Genomic DNA, 17689 nt, shown 5'->3' with positions numbered 1-17689 from the left:
TACAAGCACCGCAACGTCGTGGAACGGTGCTTCAACCGCCTCAAGCAGTGGCGAGGCATCGCCACCCGCTACGACAAGACCGCCCAGTCCTACAAAGCAGCCGTCACCCTCGCATCGATCCTGATGTGGGCCTGACACTTTGACGACAACTCCTAGTGGTGGGTGCCGCCGTCGATGCGGATCTCGGTGCCGGTGATGAACGCGCCGTCCTCGGAGCCCAGCATCGCGACGACGCCGGCGACCGTCTCCGGCGGCGCGAAGCCCTGGCCGATCGCGGGGGCGAGCTTGGCGAACAGGCTCCAGTCGGTGTCCTCGGGCAGGCCGGGGCCGGCGCCGGTGGTCATGCCGGACTCGATGGACCCGGGCGCGACGGCGACGAAGCGCAGGCCCCGCTTGCTGTACTCGGCGGACAGGGCGTGCGTCATGGACTGGATGCCGCCCTTGCTGGCCGCGTACGCGGCCATGTAGGGGTGGGCGAAGGACGCCGAGGTGGAGCTGAAGTTCACGACGACCGGCCGGTCGCCCTCCAGCAGCGCCGGCAGCGACTCGCGGATCATGAGGAAGGTGCCGGTCAGGTTGACGGCGAGGACCTTGTTCCACAGGTCGAGCGGGGTCTGGTGGGTGTGGGCGCAGCGCAGGATGCCGGCGGCGTTGACGAGCACGTCGAGCCCGCCGAGGGCGGCGACGGCGGCGGGCACGGCCGCGGCGACGGCGGCCTCGTCGGATATGTCGAGGACGGCGGTGGTGAGCCGGTCCGCGTGCCCGTCGGCGGCAGCCTGCCCGGCGGTGGCCTTCAGGCCTGCCTCGTCGACGTCGGCGGTGTGGACACGGCCGCCCTCGGCCAGGATGCGGTGCACGGTGGCCCGGCCGATGCCGGAGCCACCGCCGGTGATGAGGACGCGTCGTCCCTCGTAACGGTTCATGCGCTGAGAGTACCCATACGGTGACACGCTTTGCCAGCATGCCAAAACGCGCATTCCGGGCTCGCGGGAGGGGTAGGCTGTCCCCCCGTGAGATCCCCTCGTCCGTACTCCCCCCGGACCGGCCCCGCCGCCGCCCAGTCCCTGACCGAGCGCCGCAAGGCCGCCACCCAGCTCGACATCGCCCGCGCCGCCTGCGCCCTGTTCGCCGAGCACGGCCCCGACGGCACCACCGCGGAGGACATCGCCCACCGCGCCGGCGTCGCCCTGCGCACCTTCTACCGCTACTTCCGCAACAAGCAGGAGGCCGTCGCCCCGCTCCTCGCCACCGGCGCGGACACCTGGCGCGCGATGCTCGCCGAGGAAACCCCCGGCACCCCGGTCGCGGAAGCACTGGAACGCGCGATCACCCGCACCCTCACCGCCCCTCAGGCCGTCGGCGAAGGCCTGGAGGTCACCCGCGGCCTCCTCCGCGCCGCCGCGACCGACCCGGCCCTGCGCGCCGTCTGGTACCGCGTCAACCAGGACTCCGAGGAGGCCCTGGTCCCGCTCCTCACCCGCCTCACGGCCGGAACGGCGGACCCCCTCTCCGTCCGCCTCCTGGCCGCGGCCGCCACGGACGCCATCCGCATCGCCCTGGAACTCTGGTCCGCCACGGACACCCCCTGCACGGGCCCGGACTCCCCGCACCAGCTGGCCATCCGCTCCCTCCGCGCCCTGACGGCGTCGCTCCCCCTTCCCCAGGGCCGGACCGTGCCTGCGCCGTGAGGCCGCGCACCCGCCGCACCGGGGTCGGTTTGCAACCATGCAACCTTTTTTGTTGCATGGTTGCATGCTGTTTCGGATCCCCTCCCTGGCTGATGACGATCTGCGGGTCCTCGAGGAGATCGAGGAGCTCCGCGGCGAACTGGACCTCTACCTCAAGCCCACGGTGCGAGGGACAAAGCAGTTGCGCAGGAATCTGACCGCGCGGGCCATCGCCGGCTCCAACACGATTGAGGGCTATGCCGCCTCCGTCGACGACGTCGAAGCCCTCATGGCAGGAGAGCAGCCGCTCGACGCCAGCGAGACGACCCGCAAGGAGCTTGATGGCTACCAGCGGGCCATGACGTACATCCAGTCCCTGCACGATGTGCCGAAGGAGGACTTCCGATACGACCTGGGCCTCCTCAACGGCATCCACTTCATGATCCAGGAACACCACCCCGCCAAGCGGCCCGGCCGGCTCCGGCTAGGCCCGGTGTTCGTGACCAATCCCGACGACAGCACGATCATGGACTACACGGGGCCGGATCACGAGCGGGTCCCCGGCCTCGTAGCCGAGCTGCTGGAGTGGCTGAACGAGGGCGACCTCGATCAGCCGGTACACGTGCGGGCGTCGATGGCCCACTTGAACCTGGTGAAGATCCATCCCTGGGCCGACGGCAACGGCAGGACATCACGCTCCCTGTCGACGCTGGTCTTCTCCCGCGAGGCACGGATGCCGGCAGAGTTCTCCTCCATCGAGGAGTGGCTCGGCCTCGGCGCCAACACCTTCCGCTACTACGACATGCTCAAGGAGGTCGGCGGAGAAGTCTGGAGTCCGCAGCGGGACGCGGGGCCGTGGATCAAATTCTGTCTGGGCGCCCACCATATGCAGGCGCAGATGACCAAGCGGCGCATCGGCTTCTTCCGCGACGCGTGGGGCCTTCTCGTCGAGGCGGCCACCGCCTCCGGCCTCGACGAGCGGACGGTCTTCGCGCTGCTGCCCGCCCTGGCAGGATCGAGGGTGCGGCGCACGGTCTACCAGCAGGACGCCGAGCTGAGCGCGGACACGGCAATGCGGGACATGAAGGCGATGGTGGCCGCGGGGTGGCTGGAGGCGCACGGCCAGGCTCGCGGACGCTTCTACACGGCCGGTGAGGCGATGGGCGCGGTGCGGGAGAAGGTACGGCAGTCGACGAGGCCCGTACGGAATCCCTACAACCGCTGACGCCCCCGGTCCCCCCAGGTTTCCGGGCCCGCACCCGACCGCCCGAGGCCGGCCCGGGAACGGCGAAGGGCCCCGCTGCTCCCGGGTGGGAGCGGCGGGGCCCTTCGGCTGCCGGCTTAGAGGTCGAAGTAGAGCTCGAACTCGTGCGGGTGCGGGCGCAGGGCGATCGGGGCGATCTCGTGGGTGCGCTTGTAGTCGATCCACGTCTCGATCAGGTCCGCGGTGAAGACGCCGCCGGCGAGGAGGTACTCGTGGTCGTCCTCCAGGGCCTTGAGGACGTTCTCCAGGCTGGTCGGGACCTGCGGGACGTTCGCGTGCTCCTCGGGAGCCAGCTCGTACAGGTCCTTGTCGATCGGCTCCATCGGCTCGATCTTGTTCTTGACGCCGTCGAGACCGGCCAGCAGCAGCGCCGAGAACGCCAGGTACGGGTTCGAGGACGGGTCCGGGGCGCGGAACTCGACGCGCTTCGCCTTCGGGTTCGAGCCCGTGATCGGGATGCGCATCGCGGCGGAGCGGTTGCGCTGCGAGTACACCAGGTTCACCGGCGCCTCGAAGCCCGGCACCAGGCGGTGGTACGAGTTCACCGTCGGGTTGGTGAAGGCCAGCAGCGACGGGGCGTGCTTGAGGATGCCGCCGATGTAGTAGCGGGCGGTGTCCGACAGGCCCGCGTAGCCCGCCTCGTCGTAGAAGAGCGGCTCGCCGCCCTGCCACAGCGACTGGTGGACGTGCATGCCGGAGCCGTTGTCGCCGAAGATCGGCTTCGGCATGAAGGTCGCGGTCTTGCCGTTGCGCCAGGCGACGTTCTTCACGATGTACTTGAAGAGCATCAGGTCGTCGGCCGCGGCGAGCAGCGTGTTGAACTTGTAGTTGATCTCGGCCTGGCCGCCGGTGCCGACCTCGTGGTGCTGGCGCTCGACCTGGAGGCCCTGGGCGTCCAGCTCCAGGGAGATCTCGGCGCGCAGGTCGGCGAAGTGGTCGACCGGGGCGACCGGGAAGTAGCCGCCCTTGTAGCGGACCTTGTAGCCGCGGTTGTTCTCCTCGGAGCCGGTGTTCCAGGCGCCGGCCTCGGAGTCGATGTGGTAGAAGCCCTCGTTCGCGGTGGTCGCGAAGCGCACGCTGTCGAAGATGTAGAACTCGGCCTCGGGCCCGAAGAACGCGGTGTCGGCGATGCCGGTGGAGGCGAGGTACGCCTCGGCCTTCTTCGCGATGTTGCGCGGGTCGCGGCTGTAGGCCTCGCCCGTGATCGGGTCGTGGATGAAGAAGTTGATGTTCAGCGTCTTGTCGCGGCGGAACGGGTCCAGGCGGGCGGTGCTGATGTCGGCACGCAGCGCCATGTCGGACTCGTGGATCGCCTGGAAGCCGCGGATCGAGGAGCCGTCGAAGGCGAGCTCCTCGGCCGGGTCGAACGCCTTCGCCGGGATGGTGAAGTGCTGCATCACACCGGGCAGGTCGCAGAACCGGACGTCGACGAACTTGACGTCGTTGTCCGCGATGTACTTCTTGATCTCGTCGGCGTTCTGGAACATCCAACTCCTCCTACTCCCGATCCCGGGGGAGGGACGGGCTGTATAGCTCGTGGTGCGTCAGTGCGGTGCCGCACGCTGACCCGACCATAAGCAGGCGGGATTTCTCAGGCATGACCCATTTGTTTCGCCCAAGTTAACCAGGGTCCGCCCGAAGCGCCGGGGAGCACCACAGGTACCGTGGTCCGGTGGACAACAGGCAAGCAATCGGATCGTGGCTCTCCGGCCCCCGCGCGGCGGCCGAGGACATGGGCGTGGAGTTCGGCTATCCGGGCCAGCAGCTCGGCCTGCCGGAGCAGGGCCCGGGCTCGGTGGCGCGTTTCGGGCGCCGGCTGGGCGCGGTCGCCGTCGACTGGATCGGCTGCCAGGTGATCGCATACGGGCTGATCACGGGCGGCGACATGTCCGCGACGGGCAACTGGACGCTCGGCCTGTTCCTGGGCCTCACCCTCCTGACCGTGGGCACGGTCGGCTCCACCCCGGGCAAGCGCCTCCTGGGCCTGCGCGTCGTCTCCCTGGACGGCGGCCGCCTCGGCTTCGGCAGGGTGCTGCTGCGCACCGCGCTGCTGGCCCTCGCCATCCCGGCCCTGATCTGGGACCGCGACGGCCGCGGCCTCCACGACCGCGTGTCCCGCGCCGTCCAGGTCAGGATCTGAGCCCGGACGGCAAGAAGGGCGCCCTGGCGGCCATCCGGCCGGCCAGTGGCGCCCTTTTCCGTCTGTCTGCGTATACGGCTCGGAAGAAGCTTCCCGGGTGGGACATGACCGGCAGGGGGCCCTGCCGGTCACCGTCTCGCCGCCGGCTAGCGCCCGCGGGGCGGGCGGGCGGAACCGCCGCGCCCGGGGATCGGGCCCTTCGGGAGCGGCATGTTGCTCATGAGGTCGCCCATGGCGCGGAGCTTGTCGTTGACCTGGGTGACCTGGGGGCCGGAGAGGACGCGGGGCAGCTTGAGCAGGGTGGTGCGGACCTTCTTCAGCGGCACCTGGCCCTCGCCGGTGCCGACGATGAAGTCGTGGACCGGGACGTCCGGCATGATGCGGGCGAGCTTGCGCTTCTCGGCGGCCAGCAGGGCCTTGACCCGGTTCGGGTTGCCCTCGGCGATCAGGACGACGCCGGCCTTGCCGACGGCGCGGTGGACGAGGTCCTGGCTGCGGTTCATCGCGATGGCCGGGGTGGTGGTCCAGCCGCGGCCCACGTTGTCCAGGACGGCCGCGGCGGCGCCGGGCTGGCCCTCCATCTGGCCGAACGCGGCCCGCTCGGCGCGGCGGCCGAAGATGATCGCCATCGCGAGGAACGCCACCAGGAAGCCCAGGATGCCCAGGTAGACCGGGTGGTCGATCAGGAAGCCGATCGCAAGGAAGACACCGAAGGTGACGATTCCCACGCCCGCGACGACCAGGCCGACCTTCGGGTCGGCCTTCCGCGTCATTTTGTACGTCAGGGCGATCTGCTTCAGTCGCCCGGGGTTCGCAGCAGTCTCTGCGTTTGCCTTCCTCGCCATAAGCGCAGTTTACGTGGCCTGCGGGGTCCGGGTCGCCGCGGCCTCGAGTACGTGCTCGGTTTCGACGCGGTCCCTGGCCCGGCGCCGGTCCTCCAGGACTGCGGCCCAGGCGTTGCGCCGGGCGCCGCTCATGAGGAGCGACTCGAAGCCCCGGAAGGCCTGGGTGAACGACGGGATGGCAATGGCGCGTACGGGCGCGGCCTGCATGGTCTCGTTCCCTTTCACGGTGCTCTCGTCGGTCTGGAGCGCACGGCGGGGGACGGCGGCGGGCCCGGCGGCGTGCGCGGTGCGTTGACCCATGGTCACTGTCCGGTGTTACCAGGGCGTGACCGGCTGGTCAAACGGTGATGAAACATTTACGCGGCCCGTCGGTCCTCTTCCCACGAAGAGCCTACGGGCCGCGTCCATGCGTATTACCGTCCGGTAATAACCTGTGCGGGAGTTCACACCACGCCGTCAGGCGAGGGTTTCGGCTCCGCTCCGCTTCTCCATCGCCTGCTGGTAGAGGCGGCCGGCCCGGTACGAGGAGCGGACCAGCGGCCCGGACATGACGCCTGAGAAGCCGATCTCCTCGGCCTCCTTCGCCAGCTCGACGAACTCGGCGGGCTTCACCCACCGCTCCACGGGGTGGTGCCGCGGCGAGGGCCGCAGGTACTGGGTGATGGTGATGAGCTCGCAGCCGGCCTCGTGCAGGTCGCGCAGGGCCTGCGTGACCTCCTCGCGCTCCTCGCCCATGCCGAGGATCAGGTTCGACTTGGTGACCAGGCCGTACGCGCGGGCCTTGGTGATCACTTCGAGGGAGCGCTCGTAGCGGAAGCCGGGCCGGATCCGGCGGAAGATCCGCGGGACCGTCTCGACGTTGTGCGCGAAGACCTCGGGGCGGGAGGCGAAGACCTCCTCCAGCAGCTCCGGGACCGCGTTGAAGTCGGGGGCGAGCAGTTCGACCTTGGTGCGGCCGGCCTCGCGGCCCGCCGTCTGCTCGTGGATCTGGCGCACGGTCTCGGCGTACAGCCAGGCGCCGCCGTCGGCCAGGTCGTCACGGGCGACGCCGGTGATGGTGGCGTAGTTGAGGTCCATCGTGACGACGGACTCGCCGACGCGGCGGGGCTCGTCGCGGTCCAGGGCCTCGGGCTTGCCGGTGTCGATCTGGCAGAAGTCGCAGCGGCGGGTGCACTGGTCGCCGCCGATGAGGAAGGTGGCCTCGCGGTCCTCCCAGCACTCGTAGATGTTCGGGCAGCCGGCCTCCTGGCACACGGTGTGCAGGCCCTCGCCCTTCACGAGGTTCTGCATCTTCGTGTACTCGGGACCCATCTTCGCCCGGGTCTTGATCCACTCGGGCTTGCGCTCGATGGGGGTCTGGCTGTTGCGGACCTCCAGGCGCAGCATCTTGCGTCCGTCGGGTGCGACTGCGCTCACGACCGGCTCCCTGTGACTTCGATTCCTCGGCGACCACCAGGGTACGCCCGTAATTTCGTACGCTCTTACGTCGGCCAACCCGGGGAGGGGCGGGCCCATTCCCGGCGGGCTACGCCCCGGCCGCGCCCTCGACGGGGCGGGGCCGCAGGTCGGCGTTCTCCAGGATGTCCTTCAGGTGCTTCTCCGCCACCGGCACGACCTCGGCGACGGTGACCTCGCGGCCCAGTTCGTACGAGAGCGAGGTCACACCGGCGTCGCGGATGCCACAGGGCACGATCCGGTCGAACCAGGTGTTGTCCGGATTCACGTTCAGCGAGAAGCCGTGCATCGTGACGCCCTTCGCGACGCGGATGCCGATCGCGGCGAGCTTGCGGTCCTCGCGGCGCTGGCCGGCGTTGGAGGGGGCGTACTCGGGGCCGTTCAGCCGGGGGTCGAACTCGTCGTCGTGGAGCCGGGGGTCGAGGTCGAGGGAGAGGCCGCCGATCCTGGGGCGCTCCTCGACGGGGTCGCCGAGCACCCACACCCCGGAGCGGCCCTCTACGCGGGTGGTCTCCAGGCCGAAGTCGGCGGCGGTGCGGATCAGCGCCTCCTCCAGGCGGCGCACGTGCGCGACGACGTCCACGGGCCGGGGCAGCTTCATGATCGGGTAGCCGACGAGCTGGCCGGGGCCGTGCCAGGTGATCTTGCCGCCGCGGTCGACGTCCACGACGGGGGTGCCGTCGAGGGGGCGCTCGCTGTCGGCGGTGCGCCGCCCGGCCGTGTACACGGGCCGGTGCTCCAGCAGCAGGCAGGTGTCGGCGATCTCGTCGGCGAAGCGCGCCGCGTGGACCCGCCGCTGCTCGTCCCACGCCTCGGTGTACTCGACGTAGTCCGGCCCGAAGCCCAGGTGGACGAATTCCAGCTCAGCCACGGCAGCGCCTCCTCGTTGAAACTGCTGTGTGCACGTATCGCACGAGCCAAGGGTACGGCGCCCCCTTCCGGGCCCCTCCTGGGGTCGGCGGCAGCCGGAGCCCGGCCCCTGGGCCGCTGCTCAGCGGCCGCTCTCCGGGAGCGGGCCGGGCAGCAGCCGGGGCGGCCTGCGGCCGGCGGGCGGGCGGTCCGGGTCCTCGTCGGCGCGCGGCAGCCGCCGGTGGCCCTCCGAGTGGTCGTTGACCCAGCCGCAGACCCCGCACGCGTACCGCCCGTCGAGCCCCGCGATGTACGTGCCGCACCGGCGGCACTCGGCCTCGGTGATCTCGGGCGCGGGCAGCGGCGCGGGGGCGGCGGCGGACGGCTCCGCCTTGGTGGGCCTGGGGGTCATGGGGCGCAGCGTACGCGGCCGGCGTCGACGCGGCCGTAAAGAGCCCTGCCGATTCTGCACACGATCGGATGAATATGGGGCAGAGAGGGCGGCACGGGGGTAGTTCGCCGCTACATTCACGCCGTTCACAGGGCCGGGACCCCGGTCCGGCACGTCAGGAAACCGTGGAGCCGATGACGGAACGACCCGCGCAGCACGTCCCCAACCGCCAGCTCGCGGCGCTGATCGCGGAAGCCGGTTTCTCCAACGCCGGTCTGGCCCGCCGCGTCGACCAGCTGGGCCTGGAGCACGGCCTCGACCTCCGGTACGACAAGACCTCCGTGACCCGGTGGCTGCGCGGGCAGCAGCCCCGCGGCACGACTCCGGCGCTCATCGCCGAGGTCTTCACCCGGCGCCTGGGCCGCCGGCTCTCCGCACAGGATCTGGGCCTGGACGCGTGCGCCCCCGTCTACGCCGGGCTGGAGTTCGCGGCCACGCCGGAGGAGGCCGTGGACATCGCCAGCGGGCTGTGGCGCAAGGACTCCGGCTCGCACGCCGAACTGCGGAAGATCGCCTTCACCCCGGCCGGGCTGGTCGTGCCCAGCCGCGACTGGCTGATCGGCCGGCCCGACGAGCGGGTCGGCCGCGGCGCCGACCCGGCCGCCGCCGCCGCACGCGTCCCCGTCCAGGGTCGCGGCAGCGTGCCCCGCCAGCGCCAGATCGACCGCGGGCCCGGCCAGCGCGTCACCGGCGGGGACATCGCGGCGCTGCGCTCGGTCGGCGAGCTGTTCCGGACCCTGGACCAGGCGTACGGCGGCGGGCACGCCCGCCAGGCGCTGGTGCGCTATCTGGAGCACGAGGCGGAGCCGATGCTCCGCGGCACCTACGGGGAGACCACCGGCCGCCGGCTGTTCGCGGCCGCCGCGGACCTGACCCGGCTGGCCGGCTGGACCTCGTACGACATCGCCGCGCACGGGCTGGCGCAGCGGTACTTCGTGCAGGCGCTGCGGCTCGCGCAGGCCGCCGCGGACCGGCCGTACGGGGCGTACGTGCTGGTCACGATGAGCCGGCAGGCGGTCTACCTGGGGCACGGCCGGGAGGCGGTGCAGCTTGCCCGCGTCGCCCAGCAGGGCGTGGGCTCCGGCCCGCCGCCGCTGGTCCAGGCCCTGCTGCACGCCGCGGAGGCCCGGGGGCACGCGGTGCTCGGCGAGGTCCGGGCCGCGACGGCGTCGCTGGTGCGGGCCGAGCGCTGCCTGGGCGCGGCGCGGCCCGGCGACGACGTGCCGCACTGGGCGAAGTCCTTCGACGAGGCGACGCTCGCCGACGAGTTCGGGCACTGCCACCGCGACCTCCAGCAGTACCGGGCCGCGGCCCAGCATGCGGAGCGCTCGCTCCAGTTGCGCGCGCCGGCGTACGCCCGCTCGCGCCTCTTCTGCAAGGTGGTGCTGGCCACGGCACGCCTCGGCCTGGGCGAACTCGACCAGGCGTGCGCGCTCGGCGCGGAGGCGGCGCAGCAGGCCATGGAGATGCGCTCGGTGCGCGCGGTGGAGTACGTACGGGACTTCGAGCGCCGGCTGGAGCCGTACCGGGACGCCTCGGCCGTGCGGACGTACCGGGACCGGGTCGCGGCCCTGTCCTAGCTAGGGGGTGTGGCCGCACGCAGTCGGGCCCGGCCGCCCCGCCGGGGGACCGGGCACCGGGCCTCTGTGGTTCTCAGGCCACCGCTGGCAGGGCCTCCCCGGCGCCGGCCGGGAGCCGGATGCCGAAGTCGCGCAGGACGGCCCCGGCGGCGCGGCGGGCCGAGTGCAGGGCGCCCTGGACGGTGTTCGCGTCACGGTGGTCGCCGCACACGTACAGCCCGGCGAGGACCCGGACCGGTCGCCGCAGGTCGTACGGGGGCGGCATCGCGGGGACGGCCTCGGGGGCGTGGTGGACGGCGAGCGGCTCCCAGTCCCGGGTGGCGGTGTCGTACAGCCGGGCCAGCCGGGAGGCGACGGTGCGCACGGGCGGCGGAGGGCCGAGGACGGTGGTGGTGACGAGGCTGCGCCCGGCCGGCGCCCGCGTCGGGTCGACCGCGCTCATGACGGCGGTGTGGGCGACGGGCCAGCGGGGGTCGCCGTCGAGGAGGAGGGAGCCGTCCCAGGGCAGGGGGGCGGCGGTGGCGTGGTGGATGACGGTCACCTCGTGGAAGGTTGGCACCCGCAGCCCCGGCAGGAGCGCGGCGGCGGCCCGCGCGCCCGTGGCGAGGACGAGGGAGCGGCAGGCGAAGTCGCCGTGGTCCTCGGTGGTGACGAGGTTCGTCGCGACCGACCGGACGCGGACGCCGGTGCGGACGGTGCCCGGCGGCAGTCCGGTGGCGAGCAGCCGGGGCAGGGCCGCGGCCCCGCCCTCGGGCACGGCGAGCCGCCCGCGGGCGAAGGTGCGCAGGGCCAGGTCGGCGACCCGGCTGGAGGTGGTGAGGTCCGGGTCCCGCAGCAGGGCGGAGAGCAGCGGGCGCAGCGTGCTGCCCATGCCCCGGGTGCGGAGGGCCTGTGCGGCGGTGCGCTCGGGCCGGGCGAGGACGCGGTCGGCGGGCAGGGCGGCGAGCCGCCCGAGGTAGGCGCTGAGCCGGGCCTGGTCGAAGGAGCCGCTGGCCAGTGCGCGGGCGGGGGTGAGTGCCCCGGCCCGCAGTTGCCGGCCTTCGGCGTGGACGAGGACGCCGGGGGCGAAGGGCCGCAGCACGAGGGCGGCGAGGCCGGGCGTCCGGTCGAGTTCGGTGTACGAGGTGTTGAGCAACTGGCCGACCCGGTCGAGCCGGAACCCGTCCGCGTGCTCGGTGGCCATGCGGCCGCCGCTGTCCTCCGCGGCCTCCAGGACGGTGACGGTGACCCCCGCCGCGATCAGGTGCTGTGCCGCCGCGAGTCCTGAGACCCCGGCTCCTACGATGACGACGTCCGCATGCTGTGCGGCGCGGTGCGAGCTGCTGAGCACGTGCCCCTCCCCGAGGTCGGCGCGGCTGTGTGGGGATGCTCCTTCCCCCAACGGACTCAAGGGGAACCCGAGTTCGGTGCGCTATTCCGGTCGGATCCGGTCGCACGGCGGTCGCATCCGGGTCACGAACGGTCGCACGACGCCCTTTTGTGCGCTGCCGTGGGAGCCGTGGGACGGGCGCGCCGCGACGTGTCGCGTGCGGCGACGCGGGCGGGCGGCGGGCCGGGCGGCGCGGGGCGCCGCGGTGCGGTCAGGGGGCCGCGGGGGCGGCGAGCGCCGCGCGCAGCGCGTCCTCGATGCCCGGGTGCCGGAACGCGAACCCCGACCTCAGCAGCCTGAGGGGGCGCGCACGCTGACTGCCCAGCACGTCCTGCGCGAGCTCGCCGAGGACCAGGCGCAGCGCCGGGGCGGGCACCGCCAGCAGTGTCGGCCGGTGCAGGACCCGGCCCATCGCGGCGGTCACCTCCCGGTTGGTCGCCGGCTCCGGCGCGGCCAGGTTCACCGGCCCGGACAGCTCGGGGGTGTCGAGGAGGTGCCGCAGTGCCGCGACCTCGTCGTGCAGGGAGATGAACGGCCAGAACTGGCGGCCGCTGCCGAGCCGCCCGCCGAGCCCCGCCCGGAACAGCGGGAACATCCGCCCCCAGGCTCCCCCGCGGCCGGAGACGACCAGCCCGGTCCGTGCGAACACCGTCCGCACGCCCGCCTCCCGGACCGGGTCGGCCGCGGCCTCCCACGCCTGGCACACCTCCGGCAGGAAGCCGCTCCCGGCGGGGGCGGTCTCGTCGACGACGCGGTCGCCGGCGTCCCCGTAGTAGCCGACGGCCGAGCCGCTGACGAACACCGCGGGCGGCTCGTCCATCGCGGCGACGGCCCGCGCCAGCGCGTCCGTCCCCTGTACCCGGCTGTCCCGGATCTCCTTCTTGTACGCCGGCGTCCACCGGTGGTCGCCGATGCCGGCGCCCGCCAGGTGGACCACGGCCCCGCACCCGGCGAGCCCCGCCGGGTCGACCCGCCCGCCCCGCGGGTCCCACCGCGCCTCGTCAGGTCCGGCGGGCGCCCGCCGGACGAAGCGGACGACGTCGTGGCCGTCCGCCCGCAGGGACTGCACGAGGGCACTGCCGATGAGGCCGGTGGAACCGGTGACCGCGATGCGCATGGGCCCCATGATGCCGCCGCGCCCGTCCCCCGGGCGGCGGAACACCGCCGGGCGTGTCCGCGGCGCCGCGGCCGCCGGCCGGGGGTCAGACCCCGGCCGCCGTCCCCAGCCAGGTCCCGACCGCGTAGGTGACCCCCATCGCCAGCGCACCGCCCGCCACGTTCCGCACGACCGCCCGCCCCGCCGGCGCCCCGCCCAGCCGGGCGCTGACCACCCCGCACAGCACCAGCGCCGCCGCCACGGACGCCGCCGTGACCGGGACCCGCTCCGACGGCCCGGGCAGGACGATCGCCAGGAGCGGCAGCAGCGCCCCCACCGTGAACGCGGCCAGACTGGCCAGCGCCGCGTGCCACGGGTTCGCCAGCGCCTCCGGGTCGATGCCCAGCTCCACCCCGGCGTGCGCGCGCAGCGCGTCCCGCTCGGTCAGCTGCACCGCCGCCTCCCGGGCGAGGTTCCGGCTCAGCCCGCGCGCCGCCAGCAGGTCGGTCAGCTCGTCCAGCTCCGCCTCCGGCTCGTCCACGAGCTCCCGGCGCTCCTGGTCGAGCGCGGCCCGCTCGGAGTCCCGCTGGGAGCTCACCGACACGTACTCCCCCGCCGCCATGGACAGTGCCCCCGCCAGCAGCCCGGCCACGCCCGCCGCGAGGATCGCCGCCCGCGACGTGGTCGCCCCGGCCACGCCCACGACCAGGCCGGCGGTGGAGATGATCCCGTCGTTCGCGCCGAGCACTCCGGCCCTCAGCCAGTTCATCCGCGTGCTCATCGCCCCGTCGGGCTGCGCCCGGCCCGGCGGGGCCGTCCGCCGCGGCTCCGGTTCCGTCACGGCTCCACTGTCGGCGCGCGCGCCCCGCACGGCCACCCGGCGCACCGCCGGGGTGCGCGGCAGTGGCCGGCGGGGCGGTGCGCTCACTCCAGCAGCCGCAGCGACGTCTCCGCGATGCCCAGGCGTACGCTCTGCCCCCAGGTCAGCTGGAGGGCGTCGGCCTCCATGCCGTCGCCGAAGACCACGATCCGGTCCGACTCCACGGTCAGCCGCAGCCCCTGCCGGTCCTCCAGGTGGCCGGAGACCCGCGTCGTCCCGGTGGCGGGCGACGGCCACGCCTCGCGGACGAACCACAGGAGCCGGCGGTCGCACGGCGCGGGCAGCGGCAGGGCGCTGCCGCGCTCCAGCCACAGGGAGCGCAGCCAGCCGGTGGCGCCGGTGCCGGTGCCGACGAGGACCCCGGAGGACGCCTGGGCCTCGCCGGGCCCGGTCTCGCCGTCGGGGCCGAGGCGGTAGCGGGCCGTCTGGTGGCCGGGCGGGCCCAGGTAGACCTCGTTCAGGGCGAGGAGGCGCTGGGTGTCGTCGGCGACGGCCTCGACCATGGTGAGGTCCTCCGTCCGCCCGCCGGCGGTCGCGGCACGCAGGAGGGCGGCCGTGTCGGTGCTGCGGTGGCGGACCAGGACTCCGGCGTTGCGCCCCGGGTCGGTGTCGATGCCGACCACCGGCTGCCCGCTCAGGTACTTGGCGGCGTTGGCGACCAGGCCGTCCTGCCCGACGACGACCACCACGTCCTCCGGCGCGAACGGGAAGCGGTCCAGGTCCGCCCGCTCCACCCGGGAGCTGCGCCAGGTGAGCGGGACCGCCGCCGCCACCTCGCGCAGCGCCTGCCGGGTCCGGTGGTGGCGGCCGGCCACCTCGTCGATGGAGCGGCCCCGGCTGGAGAGGAAGAACGCGGCCTGCCCGTGCGTGCCGTGCCGGTCGACCAGTTCCTCGTACTCGGTCCTGCGGTGCACGAGCACCGCGCGAGGGGCCAGGCTCACGCGTCGGCCCCGGGCTGCGGGCGCCCGAGCCTGCCGAGGAGGCCGGTGAGGACGTCCGGGGTGAGCGTGATGCTGTCGACGCGCGGCAGGTTCTCCGCCAGCCGCGTCGCCGCCAGGGCGTACAGGGTGCCCGGGCCGGTCTCGCCGTGCACCTGCAGCCAGGCGGCCTGGGCCTCGGCCCGTGCGGCGCCCGTCTCGCGCGCCGCCGCGGCGTCCGCGCGAGCCAGGGCGACCTTGCGGGCCGCCTCGGCCTCGGTCCGCACGCTGTCGGCCGCCGCCTTCTCCTCGGCCTCGCGGCGGGCGTTGACGCCCCGCTGCTCGACGAGCTGCTCCTCGCGGCGGGCCAGTTCGATCTTGCTGGCCAGCTCGTTCTCGGCGATCGCCCGCTCGCGCTCGACGGCGACGGCCCGCCGCTCGTAGGTGGCCCGGTCCGCCTCCTGCTGGATCTGCTCGCGGGCCGGTGTGCGCAGGGCCCGTTCCACCTCCGCCTCGGGCCGGATCGCGACGACGCGCACGGCCACCACCTCGATGCCGGTGTCCGGCAGCCTGGGCTCGGCGGCGAGGCCGGCGGCGACGCTCTGCCGTACGGACGCGACGCCGTCCACCAGGGCGGCCGCCAGCGGGGTCCGGGCCAGCACGTCCAGCGCGTGCTGCTGCGCGGTCTCGGTGAGGAGGGTGGAGATCTGCTCCAGGGGCGCGCCGCGCCAGCTCCCGGTGTCCGGGTCCACGGAGAAGTCGAGGCGGTCGGCCGCCGCGGCGGGGTCGCTGATCCGGTAGGTGACGGTGGCCTGCACGGTGACGTCCTGGAAGTCGGCCGTACGGGCGTGGAAGGCCATGGCCAGCTCGCGGTCGTCGACGGGCACCTCGGACAGGGCGGCCGACAGCGAGCGGTACCAGAAACTGAGCCCCCGGCCGTCGTGGACGAGCCGGCCGCGCCGGTGGTGGCGGATGTGGGCGGTGGGCGCGGAGCGCAGATGGCGCCAGCCGAGGCGCCGGGTGATGTCGGCCATGGGACCCCCTGATTTCGTCATCATGACGATAATCGGGGGCCCTGATATCGTCAAGCGGACGAGAACAGGCGCGTGCGGCGGAGCCGCCGCACGCACATATCCGGGGGGACAGCGAGTGAGCACGGCAGGAACGCGGGCGGACCACGAGGCAACGGGGCCGCTCGCCACGGTCAACGAGCTCTTCCTCGCCTTCATGGGCAGCCACGCGCCGGACGCGGACGAACGTCCGGACGACCGGCTCATACGCAGGATGCAGACCGCGCGGACCCTCCTCGGCCTGGGCGGCGCCGTGTGGCTCGTCCTGGCCTACCCGCTCAGCTCCGGCCGGGAGGAGTTCGTCCTCGGCAAACTCGTCGAACTCGGCATGGCCTGCGCCGTCCTGCTGGCCGGCAGCATCTTCGGCATCACCGCCTTCCTCGCGGCGGGCACACCGGACCGCCGCCGCGCCTTCGCCCGGCGGCTCGCGGGGCCGCTCGTGTGCGTGCTGGCGCTCGCCCTGGGCCCCGCCCTCTTCTGGCTGGCCCTCTCCACCGTCAAGGGCGACCTCGTCGGCGAAGTGGAGCTGGTGAACTTCTACTCCTCGCTCCTGGGCCGCGGCATCCTCTGCTCCCTCCTCAGCTTCCTCACCCTCGTGGTCGGCTGCCTGCTCGCCATCGCCGTGCTGATCGTCTCCGTCCCCTACACGGTCGTCACGGCGTACGCCTGCGTGACCTCCTGCTTCCGCGCCTCGGACGTCCACCAGCTGCTCCCCGCGCTGCTCTCTCCCCTGCTGGTGTGGTCCCTCTTCGCCTTCCAGCTCTTCAACGGCCCCGACGTCGCCGCACCGCCGGAGGTGCTCTACACCTTCCTCCTCGGCGGCCCCCTCTCGGTGACCGCTCTCTCCGTCTGGGAGGTGCGCCGCCTGCGCACCCGGTACGGGATCACCCTGCGCAGCGCCCTGGGACGCTGACCGCCGCGCACGCGCACCGCCACCCGGCGCACCGTCCGGGTGCGCGGCCCGCGCGCCCGTACCAGGGTGGAGGGGTGAGACGCCGACGCCAGGAGCCGGGGTGGCTGCGCGGGGCACCGCCGCCGCGCTGGGCCCGCATCGCCCCCGCGGTCGCCCTGGTCGTGCTCGTGCTCGCCCAGCGGCTCACGCCCGCCGCCGAACTCGGCTTCTTCCTCGCCGGACTGCCGCCCGTCGCCGCCTTCGCGTACGGCCCCGCCGGCACCGCCGTCTGCGCCGCCGTGACGCTCGCGGCACTCGCCGTGCCGTCCGTCGCCGGCACGCACCCGCGCGGCTCCGACCTGGCGACCGTCGCCGCGATCGGCCTGCTCAGCGTGGTCATCGCCTGGGTGCGCCGAAGACGCGACACCCAGCTCGTGAACGTCCGCACCGTCGCCGAGGCCGCCCAGATGGCCGTCCTGCCGCCGGTGCCGCAGCGGGTGGGCCCGGTGCGCTGCGCCGGCCTGTACCGGGCCGCGCAGCGCGGCACGCTCGTCGGCGGCGACCTGTACGACGTACGGGCCGGGCCGTACGGGGTGCGCGCCCTCGTCGGGGACGTGCAGGGCCACGGCCTCGCCGCGGTCGGCACGGTCGCCGCGCTGCTCGGCGCCTTCCGGGAAGGCGTCCTCGACGATGCCGGGCTCGCCGCGGTGGCCGCCCGGCTGGACCGCAGGCTCCTCGCGGACGCCGCCGGCACGGCCGACGCCCCGGCGGGGCAGCCCGAACTGTTCGCGACCGCGCTGCTCCTGGAGTTCCCGCCCGACCTGGACCTCGTACGCGTCGTCTCCTGCGGCCATCCCCCGGCCCTTCTGCTGCGCGGTATACGGGTCGCCGAAGTGGACGTCGAACCGGGCCCGCCGCTCGGCCTCGGCCTCACCGCGGCGACCGCGCCCGCCGTCGCGGACGTCCCGCTGCTGCCGGGCGACCGGCTCCTCGCCTACACCGACGGCGTCACCGAGGCCCGCGATGCGGGCGGCTCCTTCTACCCCCTCGCCACCCGCATCCCCGTGGTCGCCTCCCCCGCCCGGGTCCGCGACCCGGACCGCCTGGTCGAGGCCCTCTGGCACGACCTCGCCGACTACACCCGGGGTGGCCCCCGCGACGACGTCGCCCTCCTGGCCCTGTGTGCCGCGGACGACTGAGCCGCGCCCCCGCCG

Annotated in this window: 19 protein-coding genes; 7 read left to right on the top strand and 12 right to left on the bottom strand. The window is 73.7% G+C overall.

Going from position 1 to position 17689, the window contains the following annotated elements; genetic code table 11:
- The coding region (locus ACZ462_RS08120) for a transposase (protein WP_467809346.1) at positions 1-135 on the top strand (135 nt) is incomplete at its 5' end.
- Between the two features lie 17 nt (positions 136-152).
- Here the strand turns inward: ACZ462_RS08120 and ACZ462_RS08115 are convergent.
- Positions 153-923: an SDR family NAD(P)-dependent oxidoreductase gene (locus ACZ462_RS08115; RefSeq protein WP_467806871.1), complete on the bottom strand. Its 771-nt coding sequence runs from the start codon at positions 921-923 to the stop codon at positions 153-155.
- Positions 924-1010: 87 nt separating this feature from the next.
- Here ACZ462_RS08115 and ACZ462_RS08110 point away from each other — a divergent pair, with 87 nt between their 5' ends.
- Both ACZ462_RS08110 and ACZ462_RS08105 read left to right on the top strand, forming a co-directional pair.
- Complete coding sequence (locus tag ACZ462_RS08110; protein ID WP_467806870.1) at positions 1011-1688, top strand: TetR/AcrR family transcriptional regulator; 678 nt, start codon at positions 1011-1013, stop codon at positions 1686-1688.
- Positions 1689-1752: 64 nt separating this feature from the next.
- Positions 1753-2892, top strand: coding sequence for a Fic family protein (locus ACZ462_RS08105; protein WP_467806869.1), 1140 nt, complete (start codon positions 1753-1755; stop codon positions 2890-2892).
- A gap of 116 nt (positions 2893-3008) precedes the next feature.
- Here ACZ462_RS08105 and glnA read toward each other — a convergent pair whose 3' ends face one another.
- Positions 3009-4418 (bottom strand): type I glutamate--ammonia ligase, encoded by a 1410-nt coding sequence (glnA, locus tag ACZ462_RS08100; RefSeq protein WP_114057286.1) that lies wholly within the window; start codon positions 4416-4418, stop codon positions 3009-3011.
- A gap of 185 nt (positions 4419-4603) precedes the next feature.
- Here glnA and ACZ462_RS08095 point away from each other — a divergent pair, with 185 nt between their 5' ends.
- Positions 4604-5071 (top strand): RDD family protein, encoded by a 468-nt coding sequence (locus ACZ462_RS08095; RefSeq protein WP_114057287.1) that lies wholly within the window; start codon positions 4604-4606, stop codon positions 5069-5071.
- Positions 5072-5217: 146 nt separating this feature from the next.
- Here the strand turns inward: ACZ462_RS08095 and ACZ462_RS08090 are convergent, their stop codons facing one another.
- The 5 genes from ACZ462_RS08090 to ACZ462_RS08070 form a co-directional block, all read right to left on the bottom strand.
- On the bottom strand, positions 5218-5916 hold the full coding sequence (locus ACZ462_RS08090) for a DUF4191 domain-containing protein (protein ID WP_467806867.1): 699 nt from the start codon (positions 5914-5916) through the stop codon (positions 5218-5220).
- 9 nt (positions 5917-5925) lie between these two features.
- Positions 5926-6123, bottom strand: a complete 198-nt coding sequence (locus ACZ462_RS08085) for an SCO2195 family GlnR-regulated protein (RefSeq protein WP_467806878.1) — start codon at positions 6121-6123, stop codon at positions 5926-5928.
- Between the two features lie 249 nt (positions 6124-6372).
- Complete coding sequence (gene lipA / locus ACZ462_RS08080) at positions 6373-7332, bottom strand: lipoyl synthase (protein WP_467806866.1); 960 nt, start codon at positions 7330-7332, stop codon at positions 6373-6375.
- 109 nt (positions 7333-7441) lie between these two features.
- Complete coding sequence (lipB, locus tag ACZ462_RS08075; RefSeq protein ID WP_467806865.1) at positions 7442-8242, bottom strand: lipoyl(octanoyl) transferase LipB; 801 nt, start codon at positions 8240-8242, stop codon at positions 7442-7444.
- Between the two features lie 120 nt (positions 8243-8362).
- Positions 8363-8632 carry a hypothetical protein gene (locus ACZ462_RS08070; RefSeq protein WP_467806864.1) on the bottom strand — a complete coding sequence of 90 codons (270 nt, stop codon included), beginning with the start codon at positions 8630-8632 and terminating at the stop codon, positions 8363-8365.
- Between the two features lie 173 nt (positions 8633-8805).
- Between ACZ462_RS08070 and ACZ462_RS08065 the strand changes: the two genes are divergently transcribed.
- A complete protein-coding gene (locus ACZ462_RS08065; protein WP_467806863.1) occupies positions 8806-10251 on the top strand; it encodes a regulator in 1446 nt (481 codons plus the stop codon).
- A gap of 73 nt (positions 10252-10324) precedes the next feature.
- On the opposite strand, the gene ACZ462_RS08060 is transcribed toward ACZ462_RS08065, so the two are convergent.
- The 5 genes from ACZ462_RS08060 to ACZ462_RS08040 form a co-directional block, all read right to left on the bottom strand.
- Positions 10325-11581, bottom strand: coding sequence for an NAD(P)/FAD-dependent oxidoreductase (locus tag ACZ462_RS08060; protein WP_467806861.1), 1257 nt, complete (start codon positions 11579-11581; stop codon positions 10325-10327).
- Positions 11582-11831: 250 nt separating this feature from the next.
- On the bottom strand, positions 11832-12737 hold the full coding sequence (locus ACZ462_RS08055; protein WP_467806860.1) for a TIGR01777 family oxidoreductase: 906 nt from the start codon (positions 12735-12737) through the stop codon (positions 11832-11834).
- A gap of 85 nt (positions 12738-12822) precedes the next feature.
- Positions 12823-13497, bottom strand: a complete 675-nt coding sequence (locus ACZ462_RS08050) for a VIT1/CCC1 transporter family protein (protein ID WP_467806876.1) — start codon at positions 13495-13497, stop codon at positions 12823-12825.
- A 143-nt stretch (positions 13498-13640) separates the two neighbouring features.
- Positions 13641-14537, bottom strand: coding sequence for a hypothetical protein (locus ACZ462_RS08045; protein WP_467806858.1), 897 nt, complete (start codon positions 14535-14537; stop codon positions 13641-13643).
- Positions 14534-15547 (bottom strand): SPFH domain-containing protein, encoded by a 1014-nt coding sequence (locus ACZ462_RS08040; RefSeq protein WP_467806857.1) that lies wholly within the window; start codon positions 15545-15547, stop codon positions 14534-14536. Before ACZ462_RS08040 ends, ACZ462_RS08045 begins: the two co-directional genes overlap by 4 nt.
- A gap of 115 nt (positions 15548-15662) precedes the next feature.
- Between ACZ462_RS08040 and ACZ462_RS08035 the strand changes: the two genes are divergently transcribed.
- Together ACZ462_RS08035 and ACZ462_RS08030 are read left to right on the top strand one after the other, a co-directional pair.
- Positions 15663-16496 (top strand): hypothetical protein, encoded by an 834-nt coding sequence (locus tag ACZ462_RS08035; RefSeq protein WP_467806856.1) that lies wholly within the window; start codon positions 15663-15665, stop codon positions 16494-16496.
- A 74-nt stretch (positions 16497-16570) separates the two neighbouring features.
- The gene (locus ACZ462_RS08030; RefSeq protein ID WP_467806854.1) at positions 16571-17674 is read left to right on the top strand and encodes a PP2C family protein-serine/threonine phosphatase; all 1104 of its coding nucleotides are present in this window, start codon (positions 16571-16573) and stop codon (positions 17672-17674) included.
- Positions 17675-17689 lie beyond the last annotated feature (15 nt).

Source organism: Streptomyces sp. NPDC031121, assembly GCF_055570615.1.
This window is presented reverse-complemented; position numbering and strand designations above follow the sequence as displayed.